The 23,136-nt window shown below is 75.4% G+C and carries 24 protein-coding genes; 18 read left to right on the top strand and 6 right to left on the bottom strand.

Going from position 1 to position 23,136, the window contains the following annotated elements; translation table 11 throughout:
* The first annotated feature begins 11 nt into the window (after positions 1 to 11).
* Both DT076_RS04935 and DT076_RS04930 read left to right on the top strand, forming a co-directional pair.
* Complete coding sequence (locus tag DT076_RS04935; RefSeq protein WP_114125520.1) at positions 12 to 1,451, top strand: LCP family protein; 1,440 nt, start codon at positions 12 to 14, stop codon at positions 1,449 to 1,451.
* A gap of 18 nt (positions 1,452 to 1,469) precedes the next feature.
* The gene (locus tag DT076_RS04930; protein ID WP_267896807.1) at positions 1,470 to 2,507 is read left to right on the top strand and encodes a glycosyltransferase family 2 protein; all 1,038 of its coding nucleotides are present in this window, start codon (positions 1,470 to 1,472) and stop codon (positions 2,505 to 2,507) included.
* 46 nt (positions 2,508 to 2,553) lie between these two features.
* Here DT076_RS04930 and DT076_RS04925 read toward each other — a convergent pair whose 3' ends face one another.
* Entirely contained in the window at positions 2,554 to 3,258 is a 705-nt protein-coding gene (locus DT076_RS04925) for a TIGR03089 family protein (RefSeq protein WP_158548047.1), read from the bottom strand.
* A gap of 65 nt (positions 3,259 to 3,323) precedes the next feature.
* Here DT076_RS04925 and DT076_RS04920 point away from each other — a divergent pair, with 65 nt between their 5' ends.
* Positions 3,324 to 4,397, top strand: coding sequence for a mannose-1-phosphate guanylyltransferase (locus DT076_RS04920; protein WP_114125518.1), 1,074 nt, complete (start codon positions 3,324 to 3,326; stop codon positions 4,395 to 4,397).
* On the opposite strand, the gene cofE is transcribed toward DT076_RS04920, so the two are convergent.
* Positions 4,388 to 5,290, bottom strand: a complete 903-nt coding sequence (cofE, locus tag DT076_RS04915; RefSeq protein WP_114125517.1) for a coenzyme F420-0:L-glutamate ligase — start codon at positions 5,288 to 5,290, stop codon at positions 4,388 to 4,390. The genes DT076_RS04920 and cofE overlap by 10 nt on opposite strands.
* A 73-nt stretch (positions 5,291 to 5,363) precedes the next feature.
* Positions 5,364 to 6,362, bottom strand: coding sequence for a 2-phospho-L-lactate transferase (cofD, locus tag DT076_RS04910; protein ID WP_114125516.1), 999 nt, complete (start codon positions 6,360 to 6,362; stop codon positions 5,364 to 5,366).
* A 56-nt stretch (positions 6,363 to 6,418) separates the two neighbouring features.
* Here cofD and DT076_RS04905 point away from each other — a divergent pair, with 56 nt between their 5' ends.
* The 12 genes from DT076_RS04905 (at position 6,419) to ahcY (ending at position 18,992) form a co-directional block, all read left to right on the top strand.
* Positions 6,419 to 7,081, top strand: coding sequence for a hypothetical protein (locus tag DT076_RS04905; RefSeq protein ID WP_114125515.1), 663 nt, complete (start codon positions 6,419 to 6,421; stop codon positions 7,079 to 7,081).
* Between the two features lie 101 nt (positions 7,082 to 7,182).
* Complete coding sequence (locus tag DT076_RS04900) at positions 7,183 to 7,446, top strand: WhiB family transcriptional regulator (protein WP_114125514.1); 264 nt, start codon at positions 7,183 to 7,185, stop codon at positions 7,444 to 7,446.
* Positions 7,447 to 7,553: 107 nt separating this feature from the next.
* Complete coding sequence (locus DT076_RS04895; protein WP_158548046.1) at positions 7,554 to 10,511, top strand: glycosyltransferase; 2,958 nt, start codon at positions 7,554 to 7,556, stop codon at positions 10,509 to 10,511.
* Positions 10,508 to 11,881: a DUF5719 family protein gene (locus tag DT076_RS04890; RefSeq protein ID WP_147264055.1), complete on the top strand. Its 1,374-nt coding sequence runs from the start codon at positions 10,508 to 10,510 to the stop codon at positions 11,879 to 11,881. Before DT076_RS04895 ends, DT076_RS04890 begins: the two co-directional genes overlap by 4 nt.
* Before the next feature lie 35 nt (positions 11,882 to 11,916).
* Positions 11,917 to 12,354: a metallopeptidase family protein gene (locus DT076_RS04885; protein WP_114125511.1), complete on the top strand. Its 438-nt coding sequence runs from the start codon at positions 11,917 to 11,919 to the stop codon at positions 12,352 to 12,354.
* 59 nt (positions 12,355 to 12,413) lie between these two features.
* The gene (locus tag DT076_RS04880) at positions 12,414 to 12,785 is read left to right on the top strand and encodes a DUF3499 domain-containing protein (RefSeq protein ID WP_114125510.1); all 372 of its coding nucleotides are present in this window, start codon (positions 12,414 to 12,416) and stop codon (positions 12,783 to 12,785) included.
* Positions 12,785 to 14,149, top strand: a complete 1,365-nt coding sequence (gene manB, locus DT076_RS04875) for a phosphohexomutase domain-containing protein (RefSeq protein ID WP_114125509.1) — start codon at positions 12,785 to 12,787, stop codon at positions 14,147 to 14,149. The genes DT076_RS04880 and manB overlap by 1 nt, the downstream gene beginning before the upstream one ends.
* Before the next feature lie 71 nt (positions 14,150 to 14,220).
* Positions 14,221 to 14,418, top strand: coding sequence for a Trm112 family protein (locus DT076_RS04870; RefSeq protein ID WP_114125508.1), 198 nt, complete (start codon positions 14,221 to 14,223; stop codon positions 14,416 to 14,418).
* Between the two features lie 6 nt (positions 14,419 to 14,424).
* Entirely contained in the window at positions 14,425 to 15,474 is a 1,050-nt protein-coding gene (locus tag DT076_RS04865) for an SIS domain-containing protein (RefSeq protein ID WP_114125507.1), read from the top strand.
* Between the two features lie 12 nt (positions 15,475 to 15,486).
* Positions 15,487 to 16,431, top strand: a complete 945-nt coding sequence (locus DT076_RS04860; protein WP_114125506.1) for a cation diffusion facilitator family transporter — start codon at positions 15,487 to 15,489, stop codon at positions 16,429 to 16,431.
* 172 nt (positions 16,432 to 16,603) lie between these two features.
* Complete coding sequence (locus DT076_RS04855) at positions 16,604 to 17,467, top strand: endonuclease domain-containing protein (protein WP_114125505.1); 864 nt, start codon at positions 16,604 to 16,606, stop codon at positions 17,465 to 17,467.
* Positions 17,468 to 17,570: 103 nt separating this feature from the next.
* Positions 17,571 to 18,992 carry an adenosylhomocysteinase gene (gene ahcY / locus DT076_RS04850; RefSeq protein WP_114125504.1) on the top strand — a complete coding sequence of 474 codons (1,422 nt, stop codon included), beginning with the start codon at positions 17,571 to 17,573 and terminating at the stop codon, positions 18,990 to 18,992.
* An 18-nt stretch (positions 18,993 to 19,010) separates the two neighbouring features.
* Here ahcY and DT076_RS04845 read toward each other — a convergent pair whose 3' ends face one another.
* A complete protein-coding gene (locus tag DT076_RS04845) occupies positions 19,011 to 19,796 on the bottom strand; it encodes an RDD family protein (protein WP_114125503.1) in 786 nt (261 codons plus the stop codon).
* 55 nt (positions 19,797 to 19,851) lie between these two features.
* Here DT076_RS04845 and DT076_RS04840 point away from each other — a divergent pair, with 55 nt between their 5' ends.
* The gene (locus tag DT076_RS04840; RefSeq protein ID WP_114125502.1) at positions 19,852 to 20,853 is read left to right on the top strand and encodes a stage II sporulation protein M; all 1,002 of its coding nucleotides are present in this window, start codon (positions 19,852 to 19,854) and stop codon (positions 20,851 to 20,853) included.
* Here DT076_RS04840 and DT076_RS04835 read toward each other — a convergent pair.
* Positions 20,850 to 21,149: a helix-turn-helix domain-containing protein gene (locus DT076_RS04835; protein ID WP_114125501.1), complete on the bottom strand. Its 300-nt coding sequence runs from the start codon at positions 21,147 to 21,149 to the stop codon at positions 20,850 to 20,852. The genes DT076_RS04840 and DT076_RS04835 overlap by 4 nt on opposite strands.
* A 63-nt stretch (positions 21,150 to 21,212) precedes the next feature.
* On the opposite strand from DT076_RS04835, the gene map (DT076_RS04830) reads away from it, so the two are divergent.
* Complete coding sequence (gene map / locus DT076_RS04830) at positions 21,213 to 21,989, top strand: type I methionyl aminopeptidase (RefSeq protein WP_114125500.1); 777 nt, start codon at positions 21,213 to 21,215, stop codon at positions 21,987 to 21,989.
* Positions 21,990 to 21,994: 5 nt separating this feature from the next.
* Here the strand turns inward: map (DT076_RS04830) and DT076_RS04825 are convergent, their stop codons facing one another.
* Positions 21,995 to 22,228, bottom strand: coding sequence for a DUF3039 domain-containing protein (locus DT076_RS04825; RefSeq protein ID WP_407642707.1), 234 nt, complete (start codon positions 22,226 to 22,228; stop codon positions 21,995 to 21,997).
* Positions 22,229 to 22,346: 118 nt separating this feature from the next.
* On the opposite strand from DT076_RS04825, the gene map (DT076_RS04820) reads away from it, so the two are divergent.
* Complete coding sequence (map, locus tag DT076_RS04820) at positions 22,347 to 23,114, top strand: type I methionyl aminopeptidase (RefSeq protein WP_114125498.1); 768 nt, start codon at positions 22,347 to 22,349, stop codon at positions 23,112 to 23,114.
* The last annotated feature ends 22 nt before the right edge of the window (positions 23,115 to 23,136 follow it).

Here is a 23,136-nt window from a genome sequence, read left to right as displayed (position 1 = left end):
GAGGACCTGCCGTGCCCGCAGCCGAGGCCACGACCGCCACGCACCCGTTGCTGCCCCCCGTCGACCACCCCCGCACGCACCGCCGATCCGCCGACTGGGCCTCGCTGCGCCGCGGCCTGGTGCTGCTGGCGATGACGCTGCTGCTGCCGGGCTCGGCCCAGCTGGTGGCGGGCAACCGCCGCGTCGGCCGGGCCGCCCTGCGCGTGTGGGTCGGTGGCTGGGTGCTGCTGCTGGCCTTCGTCGTGCTCGCGCTGGTGCACCGCAGCACGGCTGTCGCCCTGCTCAGCGGGGACTTCATCTGGTCGGCCCTGCAGGCCACCATGGTGCTGGCCGGGGTGGCGCTGGTGCTGCTGCTGGTCGACGCCTGGCGGCTGGCCCGCCCGATCGACATGCACCGTCCGCACCGGCTGGGCTTCGCCGCCCTCAGCCTCGGGCTGGCGCTCACCGTCGGCAGCGGCGCCGTCGCCTCCGCCGGCGTCCTGGACAGCCAGGGCCACCTGGTCGAGCACGTCTTCGCCGGCGGTGGGGAGAAGGAGACCGTCGACGGCCGCTACAACGTGCTGCTGCTCGGTGGCGACGCCGGCGAGTCGCGGGTGGGGATGCGCCCGGACAGCCTCATCGTGGCCAGCGTCGACGCCGAGACCGGGCGCACGGTGCTGTTCAGCCTGCCGCGCAACATGGAGGACGTCCCCTTCGCCGAGGGCTCCCCGATGCGCACCCTGTACCCCGCCGGCTTCACCTGCCCCGACCACGAGTGCATGCTCAACGCCGTCTACACCGAGGCGACCAAGCACCCCGAGCTCTACCCGGGCGTCCGCGACCCCGGGGCGCAGGCCACCAAGGAGGCCGTCGAGGGCATCACCGGCCTGAAGATCAACTACTACGCGATGGTCGACCTCAAGGGCTTCGAGTCGCTGGTCGACGCCGTCGGCGGGATCACCCTCGACATCGAGCGGCGGGTGCCGATCGGCGGGGGCACCAGCAAGGTCAAGGGCTACATCGAGCCCGGTGAGCAGGTGCACCTCAACGGCTACCACGCGCTCTGGTACGCCCGCTCCCGGCACGGCTCCAGCGACTTCGAGCGGATGGAGCGGCAGAAGCAGGTGATGAACGCCATGCTCGACCAGCTCGACCCGATGACCGTGTTCACCCGGTTCTCCGAGATCGCCGCGGCCGGCAAGCAGGTGGTGCGCACCGACGTCGACGGCGGCGCGGTCAGCGACCTGGCCGAGCTGGCCCTGGGCGCCCGCCAGCACGACATCCAGAGCGTCTCCTTCGTGCCGCCGCTGGTCTACCCGGGCAGCCCGGACTTCGGCCTGGTCCGCCAGGCGGTCGCCCACGAGCTGGCGGTCGCGGAGGCCCTGGACGCCCAGACGCCCCCGCCGCCGGCTCCCGAACCCCTGGCGCAGGCGCAGGCGAAGGTGGAGGCCGCCGAGAAGAAGGGCGACTAGGGTGCACCGGTGGCCGACCTGAGCACCCGTCCCGCCGCCGACCCGTGGCCCGGGGTGAGCGTGGTGATGCCGGTCCGCGAGGAGGAGCGCCACCTCGCCCGGGCGGTGTCGCGGATCCTCTCCCAGGACTACCCCGGTGAGCTCGAGGTGGTGATGGCGGTCGCCCCGAGCGCCGACCGCACCGAGCAGATCGCCGCCGACCTGGCCGCCGCCGACCCCCGCGTCCGGGTGGTGCCCAACCCGGCCGGACGGACCCCGCACGCGCTGAACGCGGCCATCGCGGCGTCCCGCTTCGACGTCGTCGTCCGGGTGGACGGCCACGGCGAGCTCACCCCGGGCTACCTGCGGACCGCGGTGGAGCTGCTGCGCCGCACCGGGGCGGCCAACGTCGGCGGGATCATGGACGCCCAGGGCGAGACCGCCTTCGAGCAGGCCGTCGCGGTGGCCTACACCAGCCGGCTGGGGCTCGGCGGCTCGGCCTTCCACCTCACCACCAGCCGCGAGCAGGAGGCCGAGACGGTCTTCCTCGGCTCGTTCCGCAAGGACGCCCTGCTCGAGGTGGGCGGCTACGACGAGACGCTGCACCGGGCCCAGGACTGGGAGCTCAACTACCGGCTGCGCCAGGCCGGGCACCGGATCTGGTTCTCACCGACCATGCGCGTCACCTACCGGCCCCGCTCCACGCTGCGCGCGCTGGCCCGCCAGTTCTTCGAGACCGGCCGCTGGCGGCGCGAGGTGGTGCGCCGCCACCCCGACACCGCCAGCCCGCGCTACCTGGCCCCGCCGGTGGCCGTCACCGGGGTGGTCGGCGGGCTGCTGCTCGCGCTGGCCGGCGGCACGGTCGGCCCGCGCTGGCTGCGGCTGGCCGCCCTCGCGCCGCTGGGCTACCTGGCGGTGGTGGTCGGTGGCGCGGCCGCGCTGCGCCGCGACCTGCCCCCGGGCGTGCGGGCCCGGCTGCCGCTGGTGTTCGCGGTGATGCACCTGTGCTGGGGCACCGGCTTCCTCGTCGGCCGCCCGCAGTCCGGCGAGGAGCACGACCCGACCCGAGCGCCCTGAGCGCGACCGACGCTGCGGTGCGGCTCAGGACGCTGTGGTCGAGCCGTCAGGCCACGTTCTCCTCCGCGCGGATCCGGTCGAGGTCGGCGTCCGTGCCCCCGGTCACCACCACCGCGGACCCGCCGCCGATCAGCGGACGCACCAGCGCCGCGGCGACGGTCGGCCACGGGTCGCCGGGCCGCACCAGCACCCGGTCGGCCACCCCGGACTGGGTGACCAGCTCGTCCTGGGTGAGCACCAGCTCCGGCTCGGCCCAGGCGGGCAGCTCCGGGGTGGGCGGGACGCCGGCGAACCGGTCGGGCTGGCTGCGCACCTCGGTCGACCAGTCCACCCAGCCCGCGGGCAGCGGCTCGCGGAAGCCGAGCCCGAGCGGGTGCAGCGAGCAGGCGAGCACGGTGCCCGCGGTCACGGCGTCGGGGTCGGCCACCGCCGCCGGACCGACCACCGCGACCGCACCGGCGTCCTCACCCGGGGCGACCAGCCGCGGGTGCGCGCCGGTCACCCACAGCGCCATCACCCACACCAGGCTCATCCAGTGCCCCGGCGCCTCCCGCAGCAGCGGCACCGCCACCGGGTTCCCGGCGTCGAGGTCGAGCTCGTCCACCGCGAGGTTGGACGCCTTGGCCACCCAGTTGGCGAAGGTGGTGGCCGACAGCTCGGTGCGGCTGCCGGCGCCGACGTCGTAGCAGGTGAGCAGCGGCGCGGAGCCGTCGCGGCGGACACGGTCGGTGAGCAGGTCGGTGATGAGCACCGATCCACCGTAACGAGGCCTCGCCTCCCGCCCTACCGTCACCGGACGCCGCTAGGGTGCCGCCCATGCGTTTCGTGGTCATCATGGCCGGGGGGTCGGGCAAGCGGCTGTGGCCGCTGTCGCGCAAGGACACCCCGAAACAGCTGCTGCCCCTGCTGGGGGAGCAGAGCCTCCTGCGGGTCGCTTTCGAGCGGGTCCGCCAGGCGGTGCCGCAGGAGCAGGTCTACGTCTGCACCGGGGCGGAGTGGACCGACCTGGTCGCCGCCGAGCTGCCGGAGATCCCGACCGCCAACATCCTCGGCGAGCCGGTCGGGCGCGACTCGCTCAACGCGGTGGCCTGGCCGGCGGCCCTGCTCGCCGAGGCCGACCCGGACGCCGTCGTCGCGATGGTCACCGCCGACCACCTGATCGAGCCGGTGGACCGGTTCGTGGCCGCGCTGACCCGGGCCTTCGAGGTGGCCGAGACCCAGCCCGACGCGCTGGTCACCTTCGGCGTGGTGCCGACCAAGGCCCACACCGGCTACGGCTACCTGCGCCGCGGCGAGGCGCTGCCCGGCACCGACGACGTCTACACCACGCTGGAGTTCAAGGAGAAGCCGGACGCCGCCACCGCGCAGGCCTACCTGGCCTCGGGTGAGCACTTCTGGAACTCCGGCATGTTCGTCTGGCGCGCCCGCACCCTGCTCGACCAGCTCGCGGTGCTGCAGCCCGACTGCCACGCCATCGTCACCGAGCTCGCCCGACACCCCGAGCGGCTGGCCGAGCTGTACCCGCAGCTGCCGCGGATCAGCGTCGACTACGCGGTGATGGAGCCGGTCGCCGCGGGCCGTGGCACCGCCCGGGTGCTGATGGTGCGGCTGCCGATCAGCTGGCACGACGTCGGTGGCTACGCCTCCCTGCTGGAGCAGCTGCAGCGCGACTCCTCCGGCAACGCCACCCGCGGTCTCAGCGTCCAGGTCGACGGCAGCAACAACCTGGTGATCAACGACCACGACGACCACCTGGTGGCCACCATCGGGGTGCACGACATGATCATCGTCTCCACCCGGACGATCACCCTGGTCTGCCCGCTGGACCAGTCCGAGCGGGTCAAGGAGCTGGTCTCGGCGGTGACCGACAACGACGGCCGCTACGCCTGAGGCGGTGCCGGCGGCTCGGTGTGGCGGGCGGCGTCCAGCAGGTCGCTGAGGAAGGTCGCCACCGACGCGTCGTCGGTCAGCGCCACCACGGCGTCGGTGAGTTCCTCACCCTCCAGCGCCACCAGCTCCTCGTAGCGCCCCGGCGCCGCCAGCGCGCCGAGCGCGGCGTGCAGCACCGCCTCGCGGGTGCCGCGGGCGAACAGGTCGCCCGGTCCGGTGCGGGTCAGGCTGCGGGCCCCGGGTGCCTCGTCGACGACCAGCGCCGCCAGCCCGCGCACCACCGCGACCGGCCGCCGTCCGAGCTTGGCCTTGACCAGGTCGCCGGCCGCGGCGACCTCGTCGGCCACCGCCATCTGGGTCACCACCAGCTCGTTGCCCCACGGGTCGGTGCGCCCGCCGTAGTCCAGCACCGGCAGCACCCCGGCCGCGCCGATCGCCAGGTCGGTCTGGCCGCGCCGCCAGGCCCGCCCGGAGGTGTCGGAGACGACCACCCCGAGCCGGACGCCGGACAGCTGCTGCAGCCGCTCGCGCAGCCGGCGGGCGCTGGCGTCGGGGTCGGCCGGCAGCAGCAGCGCCGTCCCCGGCGCGACGTTGGAGGCGTCCACCCCGGCGGCGGCCTGCACCAGCCCCTGCCGGTTCTCCACGATCCGCACCGTCCCGCGGCGGGCCACCGTGCGCACCGTCTCGGCCGCGACCACCGGGTCGCGGTCCTCGGCGGCCACCGTGCGTCCCTCGGCCTTGGAGACCACCTTCGAGGTCACCACCACGACGTCGCCGTCGCGGAGCGGGCCGTCGGGGTCGGCGGCCAGCGCCTCGTGCAGCATCGCGGCCAGGTCGTCCCCGGCCGCGACGTCACCGATGCCGTCGGGGGCGAAGACCAGCAGCCGGCTCACCCGCGGCTCCCGGTCCGCCGCTGGCCGCGGGCGGGGGCGCCGCTCACGATGCTCTGCTGGGCGTGAGCTCCGCTCACGACGCCAGCGCCCGGCCGTCGTCGGGGTCGGGGGAGACGCCGGCGCGGATGAAGGCGGCGGTGGTATCGGGGTCGGTCATCAGCAGCGGGTGGGCCAGCGCCTCCAGCCCGCCGTCGCGCAGCCGGGCCAGCGCGGCCGCGTCGTCGGAGTCGACCACCCACCGGTCGAGCACCCCGCCGGCGCGCCGGCTGCCGTAGTGCAGCCCGACGGCGGCGGCGTCCACCTCGACCCCGATCGCCGGCAGCAGCTTGTCGGCCATGCCCAGCACCGGGCGGCCCGACAGGATGCCGGAGAAGCCGACCACCGGCGCGGGCGTCGCCCGCACCGCGTCGCGGACGCCGGGGGTGGCGAGCACCGGACCGATCGAGACCACCGGGTTGCTCGGCGCCACCAGCACCAGGTCGGCCCCGGCCAGGGCCTCCAGCACACCGGGAGCCGGGCGGGCCTCCTCGATGCCGACCTGGACCACCTCGAGCACCGGCGGCTCGGCGTGCATCCGCACCCAGAACTCCTGGAAGTGCACGGCCCGCCGACCGCCGGGGGCGTCGTCGTCGGCGATGACCACGTGGGTCTCGACCCGGTCGTCGCTCATCGGCAGCAGGGTGACGGGGGAGTCGGCGCCCAACCAGCGCTGGGTGAGCGCCCGGGTGACGTCGCTCAGTGGGTAGCCGGCGGCGAGCATCTGGGTGCGGATGAGGTGGGTGGCGATGTCGCGGTCGCCGAGGTTGAACCAGGTCGGCTCGGCCGCGTGCGCCCGCAGCTCCTCCATCACCCGCCAGCCCTCGTCGGCCAGCCCCCAGCCGCGCTCGGGGTCGATCGCGCCGCCCAGGGCGTAGGTCATGGTGTCGAGGTCGGGGCAGATCCGCAGCCCGTGCAGGGTGATGTCGTCGGCGGTGTTGCCGACCACCGTCACCTGCGCTCCCGGGTAGGCGGCGAGCACGCCCCGGACGAACCTCGACCCGCCGACGCCGCCGGCCAGCACCACGATCTGCACCCGGATAGTCTGCCACCGGCCCGCCGACCGCGGCGGGCGGCCGGGAGGAGGCTGCGATGGCGACGTCGAGCGCCGGACGCGAGCCCCGCGGGCTGCTGGTCCTGGCCTGGGTGGCGCTGGTGCTGGTGGCGCTGACGGTGGCCGGCGTCCTGCTCCCCGCGCTGCCGCGGGCCTACCTGCCGCCCACGGTGCCGGTCGAGCTGGTGCTGGTCCTCGCCCTGCTGCTCGTCGTGGTGCGGGGCTCGCGCAGGGCCGGGCCGCTGCTGGTGACGGCCGCGGTCGTGTGCCTCCTCGCGACACTGCTGACGGGTGCGGAGTGGGCGCTCTCGGCGGCGCAGGTGCAGTACGAGCTCGGGGCCGGGGTCTGGACGGAGATCTCGTCCACCGGTGGCCCGGTGACGTGGGTCAGCCCGGCCGTCTGCCTGGTGGTGGCGGTTCTGGCGGTCCTGCTGGCCCGCGGGCGGCGGCATGAGTCGGCCGCGGCGGTCGCCACGGAGCCGACGACCCGAGAGGTCACCGGGCCCGAAGCACGGACGGAGTCGTCGGAGGAGGTCGAGCGGCGCCCCACCTGGGAGCCCGACGAGGCCACCGGCGCGGTGTGGCGACGGGCCACCGACGCCGCCCGCGGGGACCAGCCCGAGCGGGACTGGGGCGAGGGCGGGGCGGCGCACAGTACCGACCAGGACCAAGCCCCGGAGGGTCCGACACGCCCGGGGTGAGATCGGTCACCCGTCAGCGCTTGACGCCGGGTGGACTACACGCGTGTAATTCTTGGCAAGTCCTCGGGATCCCCACTCGCGGACGGGTCGAGGAGGAGAACATGCACGAGCTGTTGGAGGCGTTCGGCGCCGACGACGACGAAGGTGTGCTGGGCTGGCAGGAGCGGGCGCTGTGCGCACAGACCGATCCCGAGGCGTTCTTCCCCGAGAAGGGCGGGTCGACGCGCGAGGCCAAGAAGGTGTGCCTGTCGTGCGAGGTCAGGGGCGAGTGCCTCGAGTACGCCCTGGCCCACGACGAACGGTTCGGCATCTGGGGCGGGCTGAGCGAACGCGAACGCCGCAAGCTGAAGAAGCGAGCCGTATAGCATCGGGGGCGCCCTGCGGGGCGCCTTCGTGCTTTCCGGGGCCGGTGTGAGCGGCAGACCGCGTCCCGGCCTCGACCTGCCGCTGGGGTGACGTGACGGAAGCGGGGGTGTCGGAGCCCGAGGCGACCTGGGAGGTCGACGACGAGGAGCCCGGGACCGACCCCGTCGACCTGTCGGGGGAGCAGGTCACCGCCGTCCTCGTCTGCCACGACTCCACCACCTGGTTGCCCAGCGCGCTGGCCTCTCTCGCCGCCCTCGACCCCGCCCCGGACTACCTGGTCGCGGTCAACAACACCCCCGGCGACGAGGCCGACGTGCTGCTGGAGGCCGCCCGGCGCGAGGGCACCCTCGACCTGGTGGTGCCCGGACGCCGCGAGCACGGCTTCGCCGAGGCGGTCGAGGCCGGGCTGGCGGCTGCCGACGCCGACCTGCTGGAGCAGACGGTGGTGCCGCGCCGCGGCGCGACCGCCCCGCCCCGGCGCTGGGTGTGGCTGCTGCACGACGACGTGGTGGCCGAGCCGGACGTCCTCGGCGAGCTGCTGCGCCACGTCGCCACCGAGCCCGACCTCGACCTCACCGGACCCACCCTGCTGGTGCCCTCGCGGGCCAACCAGCCGCGGCGGCTGACCGACTCCGCCGTCGGGGTGGCCGGCTCCGGGCGTCCGGTGCCGCAGGCCGAGCCGGGGGAGGTGCTGCAGGGCCAGCTCGACCGGCCCGCCGACGTCCTCGGGCTGTCCACCTGCGGGCTGCTGGTGCGCCGCGACGTCTGGGACGCCCTCGGCGGGCTGGCCCCGGAGCTGCCCGTCTTCCGCGACGGCGTCGAGCTGGGCTGGCGCGCCACCCGCGCCGGCTACCGGGTCGCCACCACCCCGACCGCCCACCTGGTGCACCGCCGGGTGGGCCGGGCCGGGCTGCGGGCCCGCTCGCACACCGGCGCCCACCCGTCCGCCGTCGACCGCGCGCTGGGGATGACCCTGGTCGCCGCGCACCGCACCGGCCCGGCCGCGCTGCTCACCTCGCTCCGGCTGGTGCTGGGCTGCCTGCTGCGGATGGTCGGCTTCGTCCTCGGCAAGGCCCCGGACCGGGCCGCCGACGAGTGGCGCGCGCTGCGCCGCTACCTGGCCGGCGGGCGCACCCGCTCCCGGCTCCGCGAGCGGGTCGGCGCCGCCCCGGCCACCGACCAGGGCAGAGCCACCGCGCACCGGCTGCGCCCTCGCTGGTGGTACAGCCTGCGGCTCGGCGTCGAGTGGGTGGCCGGGGCCGTCTCCGACGCCTGGCGCGACCTCGGCGGACGCCGCCAGGACACCTCCCTCGACGAGCTCACCGGCGACGACTTCGCCGGCCGGGAGGACGCCGGGGCGCCCTGGTGGCACGCCCCGCTGGCGCTGCTGGTGGGCGTGGTGCTCGTCGCCGGCGTCTTCGGCCGGATGCTCTCCCCGGGCCTGCTCACCGCCCCCCAGCTGCTGCCCGGGGCCACCACCCTCACCACCAGCTGGGGCCGCTACCTCGACCCGGTGACCGCCGCCGACGGCGTCGTCGCCCCGCCGTGGGTCGGGCTGGCCGCGCTGCTCGCCACCCCGCTGGCCGGGCACACCGACTGGGTGCTGGTGGGGGTGCTGGCCGGTGCGGTCGGGCTCGCCTTCCTCACCGCCCGCGCCGCGCTGCGAGCCCTCGACGTCGACCCGGTGACCGCGGTCTGGGTGTCGGCGGTGTGGGCGCTGCTGCCCACCGTGCTCGGCGCGGCCCAGCGCGGCTCCCTGCTCGCGGTCGGCTTCGCGGTGGTGCTGCCGCTGCTGCTGCGCGCCGCCACCCGGCTGGTCGGACGTCCCGGGCTGGAGTCGGTCCGCGGCGCGTTCGGCGTCGCGCTGGCCGCCACCGTGCTGCTGGCGCTGCAGCCGGCGCTGCTGGTGCTGCTGGTGCCGGCCGGTCTGCTGGCGCTGCTGCTGCGGCCCCGGCTGCGCGCGCAGGTGGCGGTGGCGGTCGGCGTCCCGGTGCTGCTGCTGGGGCCGTGGTGGCCGACCCTGGTCCGCCATCCCGGCCGGTGGCTGACCGGGCCCTCGCCCACCCTCGCCCCCGACGAGCCCGCCGCCCCCTGGCGGCTGCTGCTCGGCCAGACCCCCGGACCCGCCTGGTTCGACGGCGGACCGGTGCCGCTCGCGGTCACCGCGCCGGTGGTGCTGGGATGCCTGGCGCTCGGCCTCCTCGGGCTGGTCCGCCGGGGCCGGCAGCCGGTCGTCCGCACCGCCTGGCTGGTCGCCGTCCTCGGGCTGGCCGCCGCGGTGCTGACCAGCCGGCTGGTGGTCACCGTGCCGCCCTACGACGAGGCGGTCCGGCCCGAGACCTCGGGCTGGCTGCTGGTCGCCCTCGGCGCGCTGCTGGTCGCCGGCGCCCGCGGGCTGCCCGCCTCCCGGCTGCCGGGCGCGCTGCGCCGCGCGGTGTCGGTGCTGCTGGTGCTGGTGCTGCTGACGGTCGGCACCGCCTGGTGGGTCTTCGACGGCGTCACCGGCCCGGCCGAGCGCCGCGCCAGCCGGCTGCCGCCGTTCATCACCTCGGCGATGGCCGACCAGCCGGTGCGCACGCTCGCGGTCGACCTCACCGGGGAGCAGACCCGCTGGAACCTGCTCACCGCCGACGGTCCCCGGCTCGGGGACGCCGAGCGCGGGCTGCCGGTCGGCGCCGCCGAGCGGGCGGAGCTGGGGGCGCTGGTCACCCGGCTGGTCGCCACCGGCGGCGACGACGAGGCCACCCGTCGACTGGCCGAGCTGCAGGTCGGCTTCGTCTGGGTGCGCGGCGCCGAACCCGTCGAGGTGACGACGATCGGCTCCACGCCGGGTCTGCAGGTGGGCAGCGACAGCCCCGGCGGACGGGTCTGGACGGTCACCGCGGAGGCGCCCGCGCCCCCGGCGCCCGCGCCCGACCCGGTGCTGCGCGCGCTGGCGGTGGCCCAGCTGGTGCTGCTGCTCGGTGTGGTGGTGATGGCCGCGCCGGCGCTGCGGCGCGAGGAGGAGGACGAACCGGTGGCCCGACGCGGTCGCGCGGTGCTGGAGCAGGAGGCGGGTCGGTGAGCGCGGTCGGTCGGGCCCTCGGGGCCGTCTGGCGTCCGGTCTGGGCGCGGCTGCTGCTGGTGGCGCTCGCGGTGGCGGCGGTGGTCGTCGGCGGGACGCTGCTGCCGGCACGTCCGCTGCCGCAGCCCGCCCCCGTCCCGGTGAGCGGGGTGTCCCGGCTGGTCTGCCCGGTGCCGGCGGACGAGTCGGCCTCGGTGCGCGCCGGCGTCCCCGGCGGCGAGACCTCCCTGCTCGAGCTGCAGACCCTCGACCAGGCGCCGGTCGAGAGCACCGTCACCGACGGGGTGCTCAGCGCCGACGTCGACGGCACCGCCCTGCTGACCGCGCGCGACGAGGCCTCCGGGCAGGTCGTCGCCACCACCACCCGCGCCAGCACCGAGGGGGAGGACCCCGGGCTCAGCCAGGTGACCTGCCGCGGTGCCGGCTCCGGGCAGTGGCTGGTCGGGCTGCGCGAGGGCGGCGACGACCGGGCCGCGGTGGTGCTGACCAACCCCGACGACCGCCAGGCCGTGGTCAACCTCGAGCTGCACGACGAGACCGGGTTGCTGGCCGCGCCCGGGTCGCGCGACATCGCGGTGCCGGGGCGCCAGAGCGTGGTGGTCGAGCTGGGCCCGCTGGTCCGTCCCACCGGCGCGCTGGCAGTGCAGGTGGAGACCACCACCGGACGGGTCACCGCCGTCGGCCGCCAGCGCGGCTACACCGACAGCCGCCCCCGCAGCTCGGAGTGGCTCGACCCCGGTGCCCAGCCGGCGACCAGCCAGGTGCTGCCCGCCCTGCCCGGCGGGGACGGCGCCCGCCGGCTGGTGCTGTTCAACCCCGGTGAGCGCCGCGCCCAGGTGGGCGTCGAGGCGCTCGGCGACGGGCCGTACGTGCCGGCCGGGGTGCAGGGCCAGGTCGACGTGCCGCCGGTCGGGACGGCGGTGGTCGAGCTCGACGAGGGGTTCAGCGACGAGGCCACCGCGCTCCGGCTGACCGCCAGCCAGCCCGTGGCCGCCACCGTCGAGGCCGAGGACCCCGACGGCGACCTCGCGCTGGTGCCGGCCCGCGACCCGCTCACCGGCACGGCCGCCGGGGTGGTGGGCACGGTCCCCGACGCCGAGGGTGAGCTGGTGCTGGCCAACGCCGGTGCCGAGCCGGCCCGGGTCCGCCTCACCGGTCCGGGGGCCACCCAGGAGGAGCTGGAGGTGCCCGCCGGGACGAGTCTGGTCCGGCCGGGCGACGGGCTGGTCGCCGTCGAGGTGCTCACCGGTGGGGCCGTCTCGGCCGGCACGGTGCTCAGCGGTGACGGCGGGGTGGCGAGCGTGCCGCTGCAGCCGACCGGCGCCGGGGCGGGGGCGCTGCTGCCGCGGCCCGACGAGCACCTGTGGTGAGCCCGGACCGTCGCCGTCGTCACTAGGCTGTTCCCATGCCCAGCCGCCGACGCGACCGTCACCAGCGCGGGATCCGCGGCCCGATGGCGCTGCCCAACCGCTTCAGCCGTCAGCCGGTCCGGCTGCGCCGCACCCTGCCGCGTGCGGAGGTCTTCGACCGGGCCGTGCACGAGGCCGTCCAGCGGGTCCGGCACAGCTGCCCCGAGGCGGTGGAACGGGTCGAGATCGGGGTCGAGGACGTCCCCCTGCTGGCCAGCGCCTGGAGCGGGGACCAGGTGCCGCTGGCGGCCGCGGTGGAGGCCACCGTGGACGTCCCGGGGCGGGTGGTGCTCTACCGCCGCCCGCTGGAGCTGCGCGCGGAGGACACCCTGCTGCTGCGCGAGCTGGTGCACCAGACGCTGGTGGAGCAGCTGGCCGCGCTGACCGGGCTGAGCGTGCACCAGATCGACCCCGACGCCGACGAGGAGGACTGAGGACGGGCCTCCGGCGGGTTGATCGCGCCGACCGTCCCCGGGGCGGTACGGTCCCTCCCATGAGGTCGTCCAGGCGCTGCTCGCGCACCGGCTGCTCGGCGTCGGCGGTGGCCACCATGACCTACGTCTACGCCGACTCCACCGCGGTCCTCGGGCCGTTGGCGCTGCGGGCCGAGCCCGGCGCCTACGACCTGTGCGCCCGCCACGCGCAGGGGCTGAGCGTGCCGCTGGGCTGGGAGGTCATCCGGCTCTCGATGGAGGAGCAGCCCGAGCACAGCACCGACGACCTGCTGGCGCTGGCCGACGCCGTCCGCGAGGTCGGGCTGGCCGAGCCGCCCGCACCGGCGTTGCACGGGCCCGCCGAGGTGGTCGAGCTGGCCCGTCGCGGGCACCTCACGGTGCTGGCCGACCGGGACCGCCGACCGGACTGATGCCCGACCGCGCGATCTTCAAGGCCAACGACATCCGGGGCCGCGTCGGCGTGCAGTGGGACGCCGACGACGCCCGGGCGATCGGCCGCGCCTGGACCCAGGTGCTCGGGCTGGCCCCCGGCAGCGCGCTGGTGCTCGGCCGCGACATGCGCACCACCGGCGCCGAGCTGGCCCGCGCGGTCGCCGACGGCGTCCGCGACGCCGGGGTCGACGTCGTCGACATGGGGCTGGCCAGCACCGACGGCCTCTGGTTCGCCTCCGGCCACCTCGACCTGCCCGGGATCATGCTCACCGCCAGCCACAACCCCGCCGCCGACAACGGGATGAAGTTCTGCCTGGCCGGCGCGCGGCCCGTCACCGCACGGATGCTCACCGAGCTGGCCGAGCGCACCGACGCGCTGCTGGCCGAGCCGACCCCGCCGGGCGGTCCGCGCGGCGCCCTGGAGCAGCGTGACCTGCTCGGCGCCTACGCCGCCCACCTGCACTCCCTGGTCGACCTGTCCGCCCTCGGCTCCGGCCCGCGGCTGCGGGTGGTGGCCGACGCCGGCAACGGGATGGCCGGGCACACCCTGCCGAGGGTGCTCGGGGTGCTGCCGGTGGAGCTGGTCGGGCTGTACACCGAGCTCGACGGCACCTTCCCGAACCACCAGCCCAACCCGCTGGAGCCGGAGAACCTGCGCGACGCCCAGCGGGCGGTCCGCGAGCACCGGGCGGACCTGGCTCTGGTCTTCGACGGCGACGCCGACCGCTGCTTCATCATCGACGAGCGCGGCGAGGTGGTGCCCCCGTCGGCGGTCACCGCGCTGATCGCGGCCGCGGAGCTGGCGCGCGAGCCCGGCGCCACCATCGTGGTCAACACCATCACCAGCCGCAGCGTCGCCGAGGTGGTGGCGGAGCACGGCGGGCGGTGCGTGGTCTCCCCGGTGGGCCACACCTACGTCAAGACGCTGATGGCCGAGCACCACGCGGTCTTCGGCGGCGAGCACTCCGCGCACTACTACTTCCGCGACTTCTGGCGCGCCGACACCGGCATGCTGGCCGCGCTGCACGTGCTCGCGCTGCGGGCCCGCGACGGACGTCCGGTCTCGCAGCTGGTGGCCGACTACGACCGCTACGCCGCCTCGGGCGAGCTCAACTCGACCGTGGTCGACCAGGCCGCGACCCTGGACGCCGTCGCCGCCGCCTTCGCCGACCGCGGCCGCGCCGACCGGGTGGACGGGCTGACCGTCCGCGCCGAGGACTGGTGGTTCAACCTGCGTCCCAGCAACACCGAACCGCTGCTGCGGCTCAACGTGGAGGCCACCGACACCGCGACCATGGCGCAGGTGCGCGACCAGGTGCTGGCGCTGGTGCGGGCGGGCTGAGCGCCCGCTGGCCTCCCGTGCCCGGACGCGCCAGACTGAGGACCCGCCCGCGAGAGGAACGGAGGACCGCGATGGCCGTCGAGCTGCCGCCGGAGCTGCTGGAGATCCTGGCCTGCCCCAACTGCCACGCCGCGCTGGCCGTGGACCACGACGCCGACGAGCTGGTCTGCACCAGCGGCGAGTGCGGGCTGGCCTACCCGGTGCGCGACCAGATCCCGGTGCTGCTGGTCGACGAGGCCCGCAGCCCCGAGATCCCGGCCCGCGGCTGACCGTCGGTGGTCGAGTTCGAGGACGCCCGCCTGGAGGACCGCGCCGCACTCGAGCGGGCCGACCCGCTGCTGCGCCGGCTGGCCGGTGCGGGCGCGCGGATCCGGGTCGAGGCCGGCGCGGCCGCGCAGCCGATCGCCACGCTGCGGGCCGAGGTCGCCGACCAGGGGCGTCCGCGGGCGGTGATCGCCGTCGGCACCGAGGCCCGGCTGGTGCGCTCGCTGCTGGAGCCGGTGTGCCCGGTGCCGATGATGGCCTGGCCGGGCTCGACCCTGCCCGGCTGGGTCGGCCCCCTCGACCTGGTGGTGGTGCTCGCCGCGCACGGCGGTGAGCAGGCCCTGGTGCGGGCGGCGCACGAGGCCGTCCGCCGTGGCTCCCGGCTGCTGGTCACCGCACCGGCGGGGTCGGCGGTGGTGGACGCAGCCGGCTCGCGGGCGACCGCCGTCCTGCCCACCACCACCTCCGACCCGCTGGCCGCGGTCGCCGTGGTGGCTGCCGCCCTGCACCAGCTGGAGATGGGGCCACCGGTCGACCTGGAGGGGGTGGCCACCGCCCTGGACCGGGTGGCCGAGGAGTGCTCGCCCTTCGTCGACCTGTCCACCAACCCGGCCAAGGACCTCGCGCTGGCACTGGCCGACGCCCAGCCGCTGGTGTGGGGCGGGTCGGTGCTGGCGGCCCGGGCCAGCCGGCGGGTGGCCGAGGCGCTGCGCGCGGCCAGCGGACGTCCCGCGCTGGCCGCCGACGCCGACGCGCTGCTGCCGCTGCTCGTGGGCACCGAGCCCCGCGACCCCTTCGCCGACCCGTTCGACCAGACCGTCACCGACCGGCGTCCGGCCCTGCTGCTGCTCGACGACGGGCACGGCAACGAGCTCGTCACCATCGCCCGGCGCCACCTCGAAGGGGCCGCCGAGGTGGCCGACGTCCGGGTCTGCAAGGTCGCCACCGACCACGGCGACCCGCTGCAGCGCTACGCGGTGCTGCACCAGAAGGGGCTGTTCGCCGCCGGCTACCTGGCGGTCGGGCTGGACCGCTTCGACGAGCGCTGGCTGGGCACCTGACAAGATGCTCGGGTGAGTGCATCCGGAGGGACCAAGGCGGTCGTGGCCGCCCTGGTCGCGAACCTGTTCATCGCCGTCACCAAGTTCGTGGCCTGGGCCCTGACCGGGGCGTCCTCGATGCTGGCCGAGGCGATCCACTCGGTGGCCGACTCGGGCAACCAGGCCCTGCTGCTGGTCGGCGGGCGCCGGGCGAAGCGGGAGGCCACTCCCGAGCACCCCTTCGGCTACGGCCGGGAGCGCTACGTCTTCGCCTTCATCGTCGCCATCGTGCTGTTCAGCGTGGGCGGGCTGTTCGCGCTGTACGAGGCCTACCAGAAGTACGAGGAGGTGCACGCCGGGCACCCGAACGAGCTGCTCGAGGGCCGCTGGTGGTGGGTGCCGCTGGTGGTGCTGGTGGCGGCGATCGTGGCGGAGTCGTTCTCGTTCCGGACCGCCATCCGGGAGTCCCGCCACAGCAAGGGCCGCCAGTCGTGGGTGCGGTTCGTCCGCTCGGCCCGCTCGCCCGAGCTGCCGGTGGTGCTGCTGGAGGACCTGGGCGCCCTGCTCGGCCTCGTCTTCGCCCTGATCGGGGTCGGGCTCAGCCTGCTCACCGGCAACGGCTACTTCGACGTCGCCGGCACCGCGGCCATCGGTGTGCTGCTGGTCGCGATCGCGGTCGTGCTGGCCATCGAGACCAAGAGCCTGCTGCTGGGGGAGTCGGCCACCCCCGCCTCGATCCGGCGGATGACCGAGGCGCTGACCGGCACCGACGGCGTGGACCGGCTGATCCACATGAAGACGCTGCACCTTGGCCCGGAGGAGATCCTCGTCGCGGCCAAGATCGCCGTGGATGCCGGTGACAGCGCCGCGGAGGTGGCCGCCGTCATCAACCGCGCCGAGGCGTCGATCCGCGAGGCCGAGCCTATGGTCACCGCGCTCTACCTCGAGCCCGACATCGACCGCGCCCGCACCGCCTGAGCCCGGCTCGCGGCGCACGCGGGGATCTCGCTCCACGGTGGCGCGGCGCGGGCCGACGAGCCGCGCAACGACGCGCCGGCCCGTCGTCCACAGGGACACCGTGGACCAGGATCCGTGCACAACCCCGCGCACCCTGGCAGCGGGACGGCTCTCGCGCGCCCATCTGGGGGCCATGAGATATGCGCACCTGCTCGAGTCCGACGGCGTCGTCGCCCTGCATGACCATCCCCAGCTGCGGAGGTCGGTGGAGTGGGCGGTGCGCCGGGGCCGGCTGACGAGGCTACTGCCGGGCGTCTACACCAGCGACCCCGCTGCCCTGAGCCTCGAGCAGCGGGTCAGGGCCGTGTGCGCCTGGGACCCCGACGCCGTGGTGCTGGGTGACGCGGCGCTGCGCCTCGTCGACCCTCTGCACCCGGTCGGGGACGTCCTGCTGGCCAGCCCGAGCCGGCACCGGGCGCAGCCGGGCTTCCGGTTCTGCCGCCGCAGGATCCCGCCCGAGCTGGTGCTGCACCGGGCGGGAGCGAGGTTCGGCCGGCCCGCGCTCGTGGCGGTCGACCTGGCGAGCACCGACGACGGGTCGGCCATCGACCTCGTGCTCCGCACCCGGACCGCGACGCTGGCCGGGATGCGTGCGGCGCTGCAGGTCTGCGCACGCTGGTCGGGCAACGTCCGGCGGGCGGAGGTGCTGCTCGACTCCCGCGACGAGCCGTGGTCGCGCGCGGAGCGCCTGGTGCACCGGTGCCTGCGGGGCGCCGGCCTGACCGGCTGGCGGAGCAACCTGCCGCTCCGGGTCGAGGGGTGCACCTACTACGGGGACGTGGTGTTCGAGCGGGAGCGGCTCGTGCTCGAGGTGGACGGGTACGAGGTGCACAGCACCCGGGCGGCCTTCGAGCTGGACCGACGACGCCAGAACCAGCTCCAGCTCGCCCGCTGGCTCGTGCTGCGGGTGACGTGGGCGATGGTCACCGACGAGCCCGACCTGGTGGTCGACTGGGTCCGCCGGGGGCTGGCCGGGCAGCGGGCACAGGGATCCTGATCCAGGGTCGGTGCCACGACGCCCGCCGCATCAGCAACGGCGGCAGCGCGGGTGCGCGGGAGAGGCGACGGTGGAGCAGGATCCGCGCACTACGCTGGCCGGCATGGACTACCGCGTCGCCGACCTGAGCCTGGCCGAGTTCGGCCGCACCGAGATCATGCTGGCCGAGCACGAGATGCCGGGGCTGATGGCGATGCGGGCGCGCTACGGCGAGTCCAAGCCGCTGGCCGGCGCCCGGATCACCGGCTCGCTGCACATGACGGTGCAGACCGCGGTGCTGATCGAGACGCTGACCGCGCTCGGTGCGGAGGTGCGCTGGGCCTCCTGCAACATCTTCTCCACCCAGGACCACGCCGCTGCCGCGGTGGTGGTCGGCGACGGGACGCCGGAGCAGCCGGCCGGGGTGCCGGTGTTCGCCTGGAAGGGCGAGACGCTGGAGGAGTACTGGGAGTGCACCGAGCTCGCGCTGACCTGGCCCGAGGGCGAGCAGCCGACCGCGATCCTCGACGACGGCGGAGACGCCACCCTGCTGGTGCACAAGGCCGTGGAGGCGCTCAAGACCGGCGAGGTCACCGAGGCCGTCGACACCGACCCGGAGGAGCTGCGCGTCATCCTCGCCCTGCTCAAGCGCAACCTCGCCGAGCAGCGCACCGACTGGCTCGCTCTGGCCAGCTCGGTGGTCGGGGTGAGCGAGGAGACCACCACCGGCGTGATGCGGCTCTACGAGATGGCCCGCGCGGAGACGCTGCTGTTCCCGGCGATCAACGTCAACGACTCGGTGACGAAGTCGAAGTTCGACAACCGCTACGGCTGCCGGCACTCCCTGGTCGACGGCATCAACCGCGCCACTGACGTGCTGATCGGCGGCAAGGTGGCGGTGGTCTGCGGCTACGGCGACGTCGGCAAGGGCTGCGCGGAGTCGCTGCGCGGGCAGGGCGCCCGGGTGGTCGTCACCGAGATCGACCCGATCTGCGCGCTCCAGGCCGCCATGGACGGCTACCGGGTCGCCACCCTGGAGGACGTGGTCGGTGAGGCCGACATCTTCGTCACCGCCACCGGCAACCGCGACGTCATCACCGCCGCCCACATGGCGCAGATGAAGCACCAGGCGATCGTCGGCAACATCGGCCACTTCGACAACGAGATCGACATGGCCGGGCTGGCCGCCGTCCCCGGCATCGAGCGCACCACCGTCAAGCCGCAGGTCGACCTGTGGCGCTTCCCCGACGGCCACGCGGTGATCGTGCTCAGCGAGGGACGTCTGCTCAACCTCGGCAACGCCACCGGCCACCCGAGCTTCGTGATGAGCAACTCCTTCACCAACCAGGTGCTGGCCCAGATCGAGCTGCACGCGAACCGCCTGCCGGTCGGGGTGCACACGCTGCCCAAGCACCTGGACGAGGAGGTGGCCCGGCTGCACCTGGACGCGCTCGGCGTCCGGCTGACCACGCTGACCCCGGCGCAGTCGGACTACCTCGGCGTCCCGGTGCAGGGCCCCTACAAGTCCGACCACTACCGCTACTGAGCGGACGGCCCGCGCGGCTCAGCGCCAGCCGGCTGGCAGCTGCTCACCGGTCGGCACGCCGTCCCGGCTGCGGCGGACGCGGTCGCGCGCCCGGTCGCGGCGTTCGGCGACCACCGCGACCAGCAGCTCCTCGCTGGTCAGCGGACGCGGCGGCGGTGGGCTGAGCCGCGGGTAGACCTGACGCGCCAGGTCGTCCAGCAGCGCCTGGCGCGGCGGTCGGCGCATCTCGCCGCCGCGGCGCACCACGGTGCGGGCGGCGGCGAGCAGGTCGTCGGGCAGCCCGCTGAGCTCCAGCCGGCGACGCCACCCGTCCAGGTCGGACGCCGGTTCGGGCGGCAGCGGCGGCTGGCGGGGAGAGCGCACCCGGACGACCACCGTCCCGGCCAGCAGGTCGCCGACCCGCTTGCCCTGCGGGTGCGCGCCGGCCACCACCAGCCCCAGCAGGCCGAGGGTGAGCGGGGAGAAGTCGACCAGCCAGAAGGCGAGCCACCGGGTCACCGCGTGCCGCAGCCGGACCACACCGCCGTCGTCGCGGACCACCCGCAGCCCGGTCGCCCACCGGCCGGGGGTGCGTCCGCGGCTCAGCGTCTCCACCGCCACCGGGACGACGAAGCAGATCAGCAGGTAGCCGGCGGTGCCCAGGGCGGCGGTCGCGGCGGGGGAGCCGCCGAGCTCCTCGGTGGCCCGGGACCACAGCAGGGACAGCCCCAGCAGGCAGGCGAGGTCGACCGCGGCGGAGACGGCGCGGGTCGGCACCCGGGCGGGGCGCAGGTCCAGTCCGACCGCCTCCCCGGTGTACAGCACGCCGTGAGCCTAGTGCCGGCCGGTGCCGAGCCGCCCGCCTCGTAGGGTGCGGGCCATGGACATCGACTCCTTCGTGGCCGAGCGCGAGGGGCAGTGGGACCGGCTCGACCGGCTCACCACCCGACGCCGGCTCACCGGGGAGCAGGTCGATGAGCTGGTGGACCTCACCGCCCGCGTCGCCACCCACCTGTCGGTGGTCCGGGCCAGCGCCCACGACCCGCTGCTGGAGGCCCGGCTGACCGGGCTGCTGGCGCGGGCACGGGCGGTGCAGCACGGGTCGGGCCCGGTGCTGGCGGCCACCCTGGTCCGCTTCCTCACCGTCGCCTTCCCGGCCGCGGTCTACCGCAACCGGTGGCCGGCCCTGGGGGTGGCGGTGGCGATGGTCGCCGTCGGTGGGGTGCTGGCCGCCCGGGTCGCCGGCAACCCCGACCTGGCCGACGCCCTGCTGCCACCGGACCTGCAGCGGGCCTACGTCGAGCACGACTTCGCCGCCTACTACAGCGAGAACCCGGCGCACGACTTCGCCTTCCAGGTGTGGCTCAACAACGCCCGCGTGGCCGCGATCTGCCTGCTCCTGGGGGTGGCGCTGGCACCGCTGCTGCTGGTGCTGTGGTCGAACACCGAGAGCCTCGGGGTGGCCGCCGGGTTCATGGTCGCCCACGACCGCGCGGACGTCTTCTTCGGCCTGATCCTGCCGCACGGGCTGCTGGAGCTGACCGCCATCTGGATCGCCGCGGCCGGCGGCCTGCGGGTGGCCTGGGCCTGGATCTCACCCGGACCCCGCACCCGCGGACGGGCCCTGGTGGCCGAGGGACGGGCGGCCGCCACCCTGGCGATGGGGCTGGTGCTGGTGCTGGCGGTCAGCGGCGGGCTGGAGGCGTTCCTCACCCCCAGCACGCTGCCGGTCTGGGCCCGGGTGCTCCTCGGCGCGCTGGTGTGGCTGGCGGTGCTGGGTTACTGCACCTGGTTCGGACGCCGGGCCGTGCGGGCCGGCGAGACCGGCGACCTGCAGCCGGCCGAGCGGGAGGCCGAGCAGCCCTACGAGGCGGCCGTCTAGGACGTGGCGGTCAGCCGCTGCCGGCGCCGGTGGGCCGCCCGGCTGGCGCCCGCGGAGGGGTTGATCTCGGCCCACACCTCGTCCAGGGACAGCCCGAGGACATCGGCGACGGCGGCGATCGTCGGGAAGGCCGGGGTGGCGACCCGTCCGGACTCGATCTTGCGCAGCGTCTCGGGCGAGACCCCGGCCGCCAGTGCCGTCTCGAGCACCGTGCGCGGCCCGCGGGCACGCCGGAGCAGGGCACCGAGACGCCGACCGCGTTCGACCTCGGCGGGGGTGAGGGGCAACCGGACCATGACGCCAACTCTAATACCGGGATAATCTGACCGGGATAGTTATCCGACTGCCAGAGAGGCACCATGATCGAGATCCTCAGCCCCAGCCGGGTGGACCGGGCCCGCCGCACCGGCGCCCTGGTCGGCGACATCCTGCAGACGCTGCGCCGCCGCACCGAGGTCGGCACCAACCTGCTCACCCTCGACCGCTGGACGAAGGAGCTCATCGAGGAGGCCGGGGCGACGTCCTGCTACGTCGACTACGCGCCGTCGTTCGGCCGCGGGCCGTTCGGCCACCACCTGTGCACCGGGGTCAACGACGCCGTGCTGCACGGCCGGCCCCGCGACCAGGTGCTCGCCGACGGCGACCTGCTCAGCCTCGACCTGGCCGTCACCCTCGACGGGGTCGCGGCCGACGCCGCGATCAGCTTCGTCGTCGGCGAGGCCCGTCCGGCCGAGAGCGTGGCGCTGGTCGAGGTCACCGAGCGCGCCCTCGCCGCCGGCATCGCGGCGGCCCAGCCGGGTGCGCGCACCGGTGACATCTCCGCCGCCATCGGGGCGGTGCTCACCGGGGCGGGCTACCGCGTCAACACCGAGTTCGGCGGGCACGGCATCGGCTCGACGATGCACCAGGACCCGCACGTGGCCAACACCGGACGTCCCGGGCGGGGCTACCCGCTGCGTCCGGGGCTGCTGCTGGCGCTCGAGCCGTGGGTGATGGCCGACACCGACCAGCTGGTCACCGACGCCGACGGCTGGACGCTGCGCAGCGCCACCGGGTGCCGCACGGCGCACAGCGAGCACACCGTGGCCATCACCGAGGACGGCCCGGAGGTGCTCACCCTGCCCCGGGCGGCGTGAGCGGCTCAGCCCTCGTCGCCGCCCTCGCCGCCGTCGCGCAGCGACTCCCAGATCTCCTTGCACTCCGGGCAGACCGGGAACTTGTCGGGGTTGCGGCTGGGCACCCACACCTTGCCGCACAGCGCCACCACCGGCGTCCCCATCACCATCGCCTCGGTGAGGGGCGCCTTGGGGACGTAGTGGGAGAAGCGCTCGTGGTCGCCGTCGTCCAGACGCTGGTCGGTGCGCTCGTCGAGGATCGTCTCCGCGCCGGGGCTGAGCTCCTGGGTCGTCTGCTGGCTCACTGGTCCCTCCCTGGAACGAGTCGGTCGCCGCTCCTGATCCCGCCACTGTAGTCGCCGGCACTAGGTTGGGCCCATGGTCGAGCTGCACAGCGCCCGGACGGTGGAGCGGATGCGTCCGGCGGGTGCGTTCGTCGCCGAGGTGCTGGCCGAGCTGCGCGAGAGCGTCCGGGTGGGGACGAACCTGCTCGAGATCGACGACCTGGTGCGCCGGCGGGTGGAGGCCCGCGGCGCGCAGAGCTGCTACGTCGACTACCACCCGTCCTTCGGTGCCTCGCCGTTCGGGCACTACATCTGCACCTCGGTCAACGACGCCGCGCTGCACGGGCTGCCGCACGACCACACCCTCGCCGACGGCGACCTGCTCACCCTCGACCTGGCCGTGGCGGTGGACGGCTGGGTGGCCCACTCCGCGGTGACCTTCGGCATCGGCCGCACCAGCCCCGAGGACGCGCGGCTGGTCCGGGCGACGGAGGAGGCGCTGGAGGCCGCGATCGCCACCGCCCGTCCCGGACGCCGGATGGGTGACGTGTCGGCGGCCGTGGCCGCGGTCGCCGCCCGCTTCGGCTACCCGGTCAACGGGCAGTTCGGCGGGCACGGGGTGGGGCGCACCATGCACCAGGAGCCGCACGTGCCGAACGTGGGCGAGCCCGGCACCGGGATGACGCTGCGGCCGGGGCTCGTGATCGCGATCGAGCCCTGGTTCATGTCCGGCACCGACGAGCTGGTGGTCGACCCCGACGGCTGGACCCTGCGCAGCGCCGACGGCAGCCGCTCGGCCCACTCCGAGCACACCGTCGCCGTCACCCGGGGTGAGCCGCTGGTGCTCACCCGCCCCGTGTGAGCGTCCGGTTGACCTCCAGTGC

The sequence above is a fragment of the Desertihabitans brevis genome (genome assembly GCF_003327535.1).
Lineage (GTDB): Bacteria > Actinomycetota > Actinomycetes > Propionibacteriales > Propionibacteriaceae > Desertihabitans > Desertihabitans brevis.
Note: the sequence above shows the minus strand (reverse complement) of the source record. Positions and strands in the feature narration are given on the sequence as shown.

Coding starts and splice junctions, on each gene's coding strand:
- DT076_RS04920 (WP_114125518.1), top strand. CDS start 3,324: ATGCGTTTCGTGGTCATCATGGCCGGGGGGTCGGGCAAGCGGCTGTGG.
- DT076_RS04905 (WP_114125515.1), top strand. CDS start 6,419: ATGGCGACGTCGAGCGCCGGACGCGAGCCCCGCGGGCTGCTGGTCCTG.
- DT076_RS04900 (WP_114125514.1), top strand. CDS start 7,183: ATGCACGAGCTGTTGGAGGCGTTCGGCGCCGACGACGACGAAGGTGTG.
- DT076_RS04885 (WP_114125511.1), top strand. CDS start 11,917: ATGCCCAGCCGCCGACGCGACCGTCACCAGCGCGGGATCCGCGGCCCG.
- DT076_RS04880 (WP_114125510.1), top strand. CDS start 12,414: ATGAGGTCGTCCAGGCGCTGCTCGCGCACCGGCTGCTCGGCGTCGGCG.
- manB (WP_114125509.1), top strand. CDS start 12,785: ATGCCCGACCGCGCGATCTTCAAGGCCAACGACATCCGGGGCCGCGTC.
- DT076_RS04870 (WP_114125508.1), top strand. CDS start 14,221: ATGGCCGTCGAGCTGCCGCCGGAGCTGCTGGAGATCCTGGCCTGCCCC.
- DT076_RS04855 (WP_114125505.1), top strand. CDS start 16,604: ATGAGATATGCGCACCTGCTCGAGTCCGACGGCGTCGTCGCCCTGCAT.
- ahcY (WP_114125504.1), top strand. CDS start 17,571: ATGGACTACCGCGTCGCCGACCTGAGCCTGGCCGAGTTCGGCCGCACC.
- DT076_RS04840 (WP_114125502.1), top strand. CDS start 19,852: ATGGACATCGACTCCTTCGTGGCCGAGCGCGAGGGGCAGTGGGACCGG.
- DT076_RS04835 (WP_114125501.1), bottom strand. CDS start 21,149: ATGGTCCGGTTGCCCCTCACCCCCGCCGAGGTCGAACGCGGTCGGCGT.
- map (WP_114125500.1), top strand. CDS start 21,213: ATGATCGAGATCCTCAGCCCCAGCCGGGTGGACCGGGCCCGCCGCACC.
- map (WP_114125498.1), top strand. CDS start 22,347: ATGGTCGAGCTGCACAGCGCCCGGACGGTGGAGCGGATGCGTCCGGCG.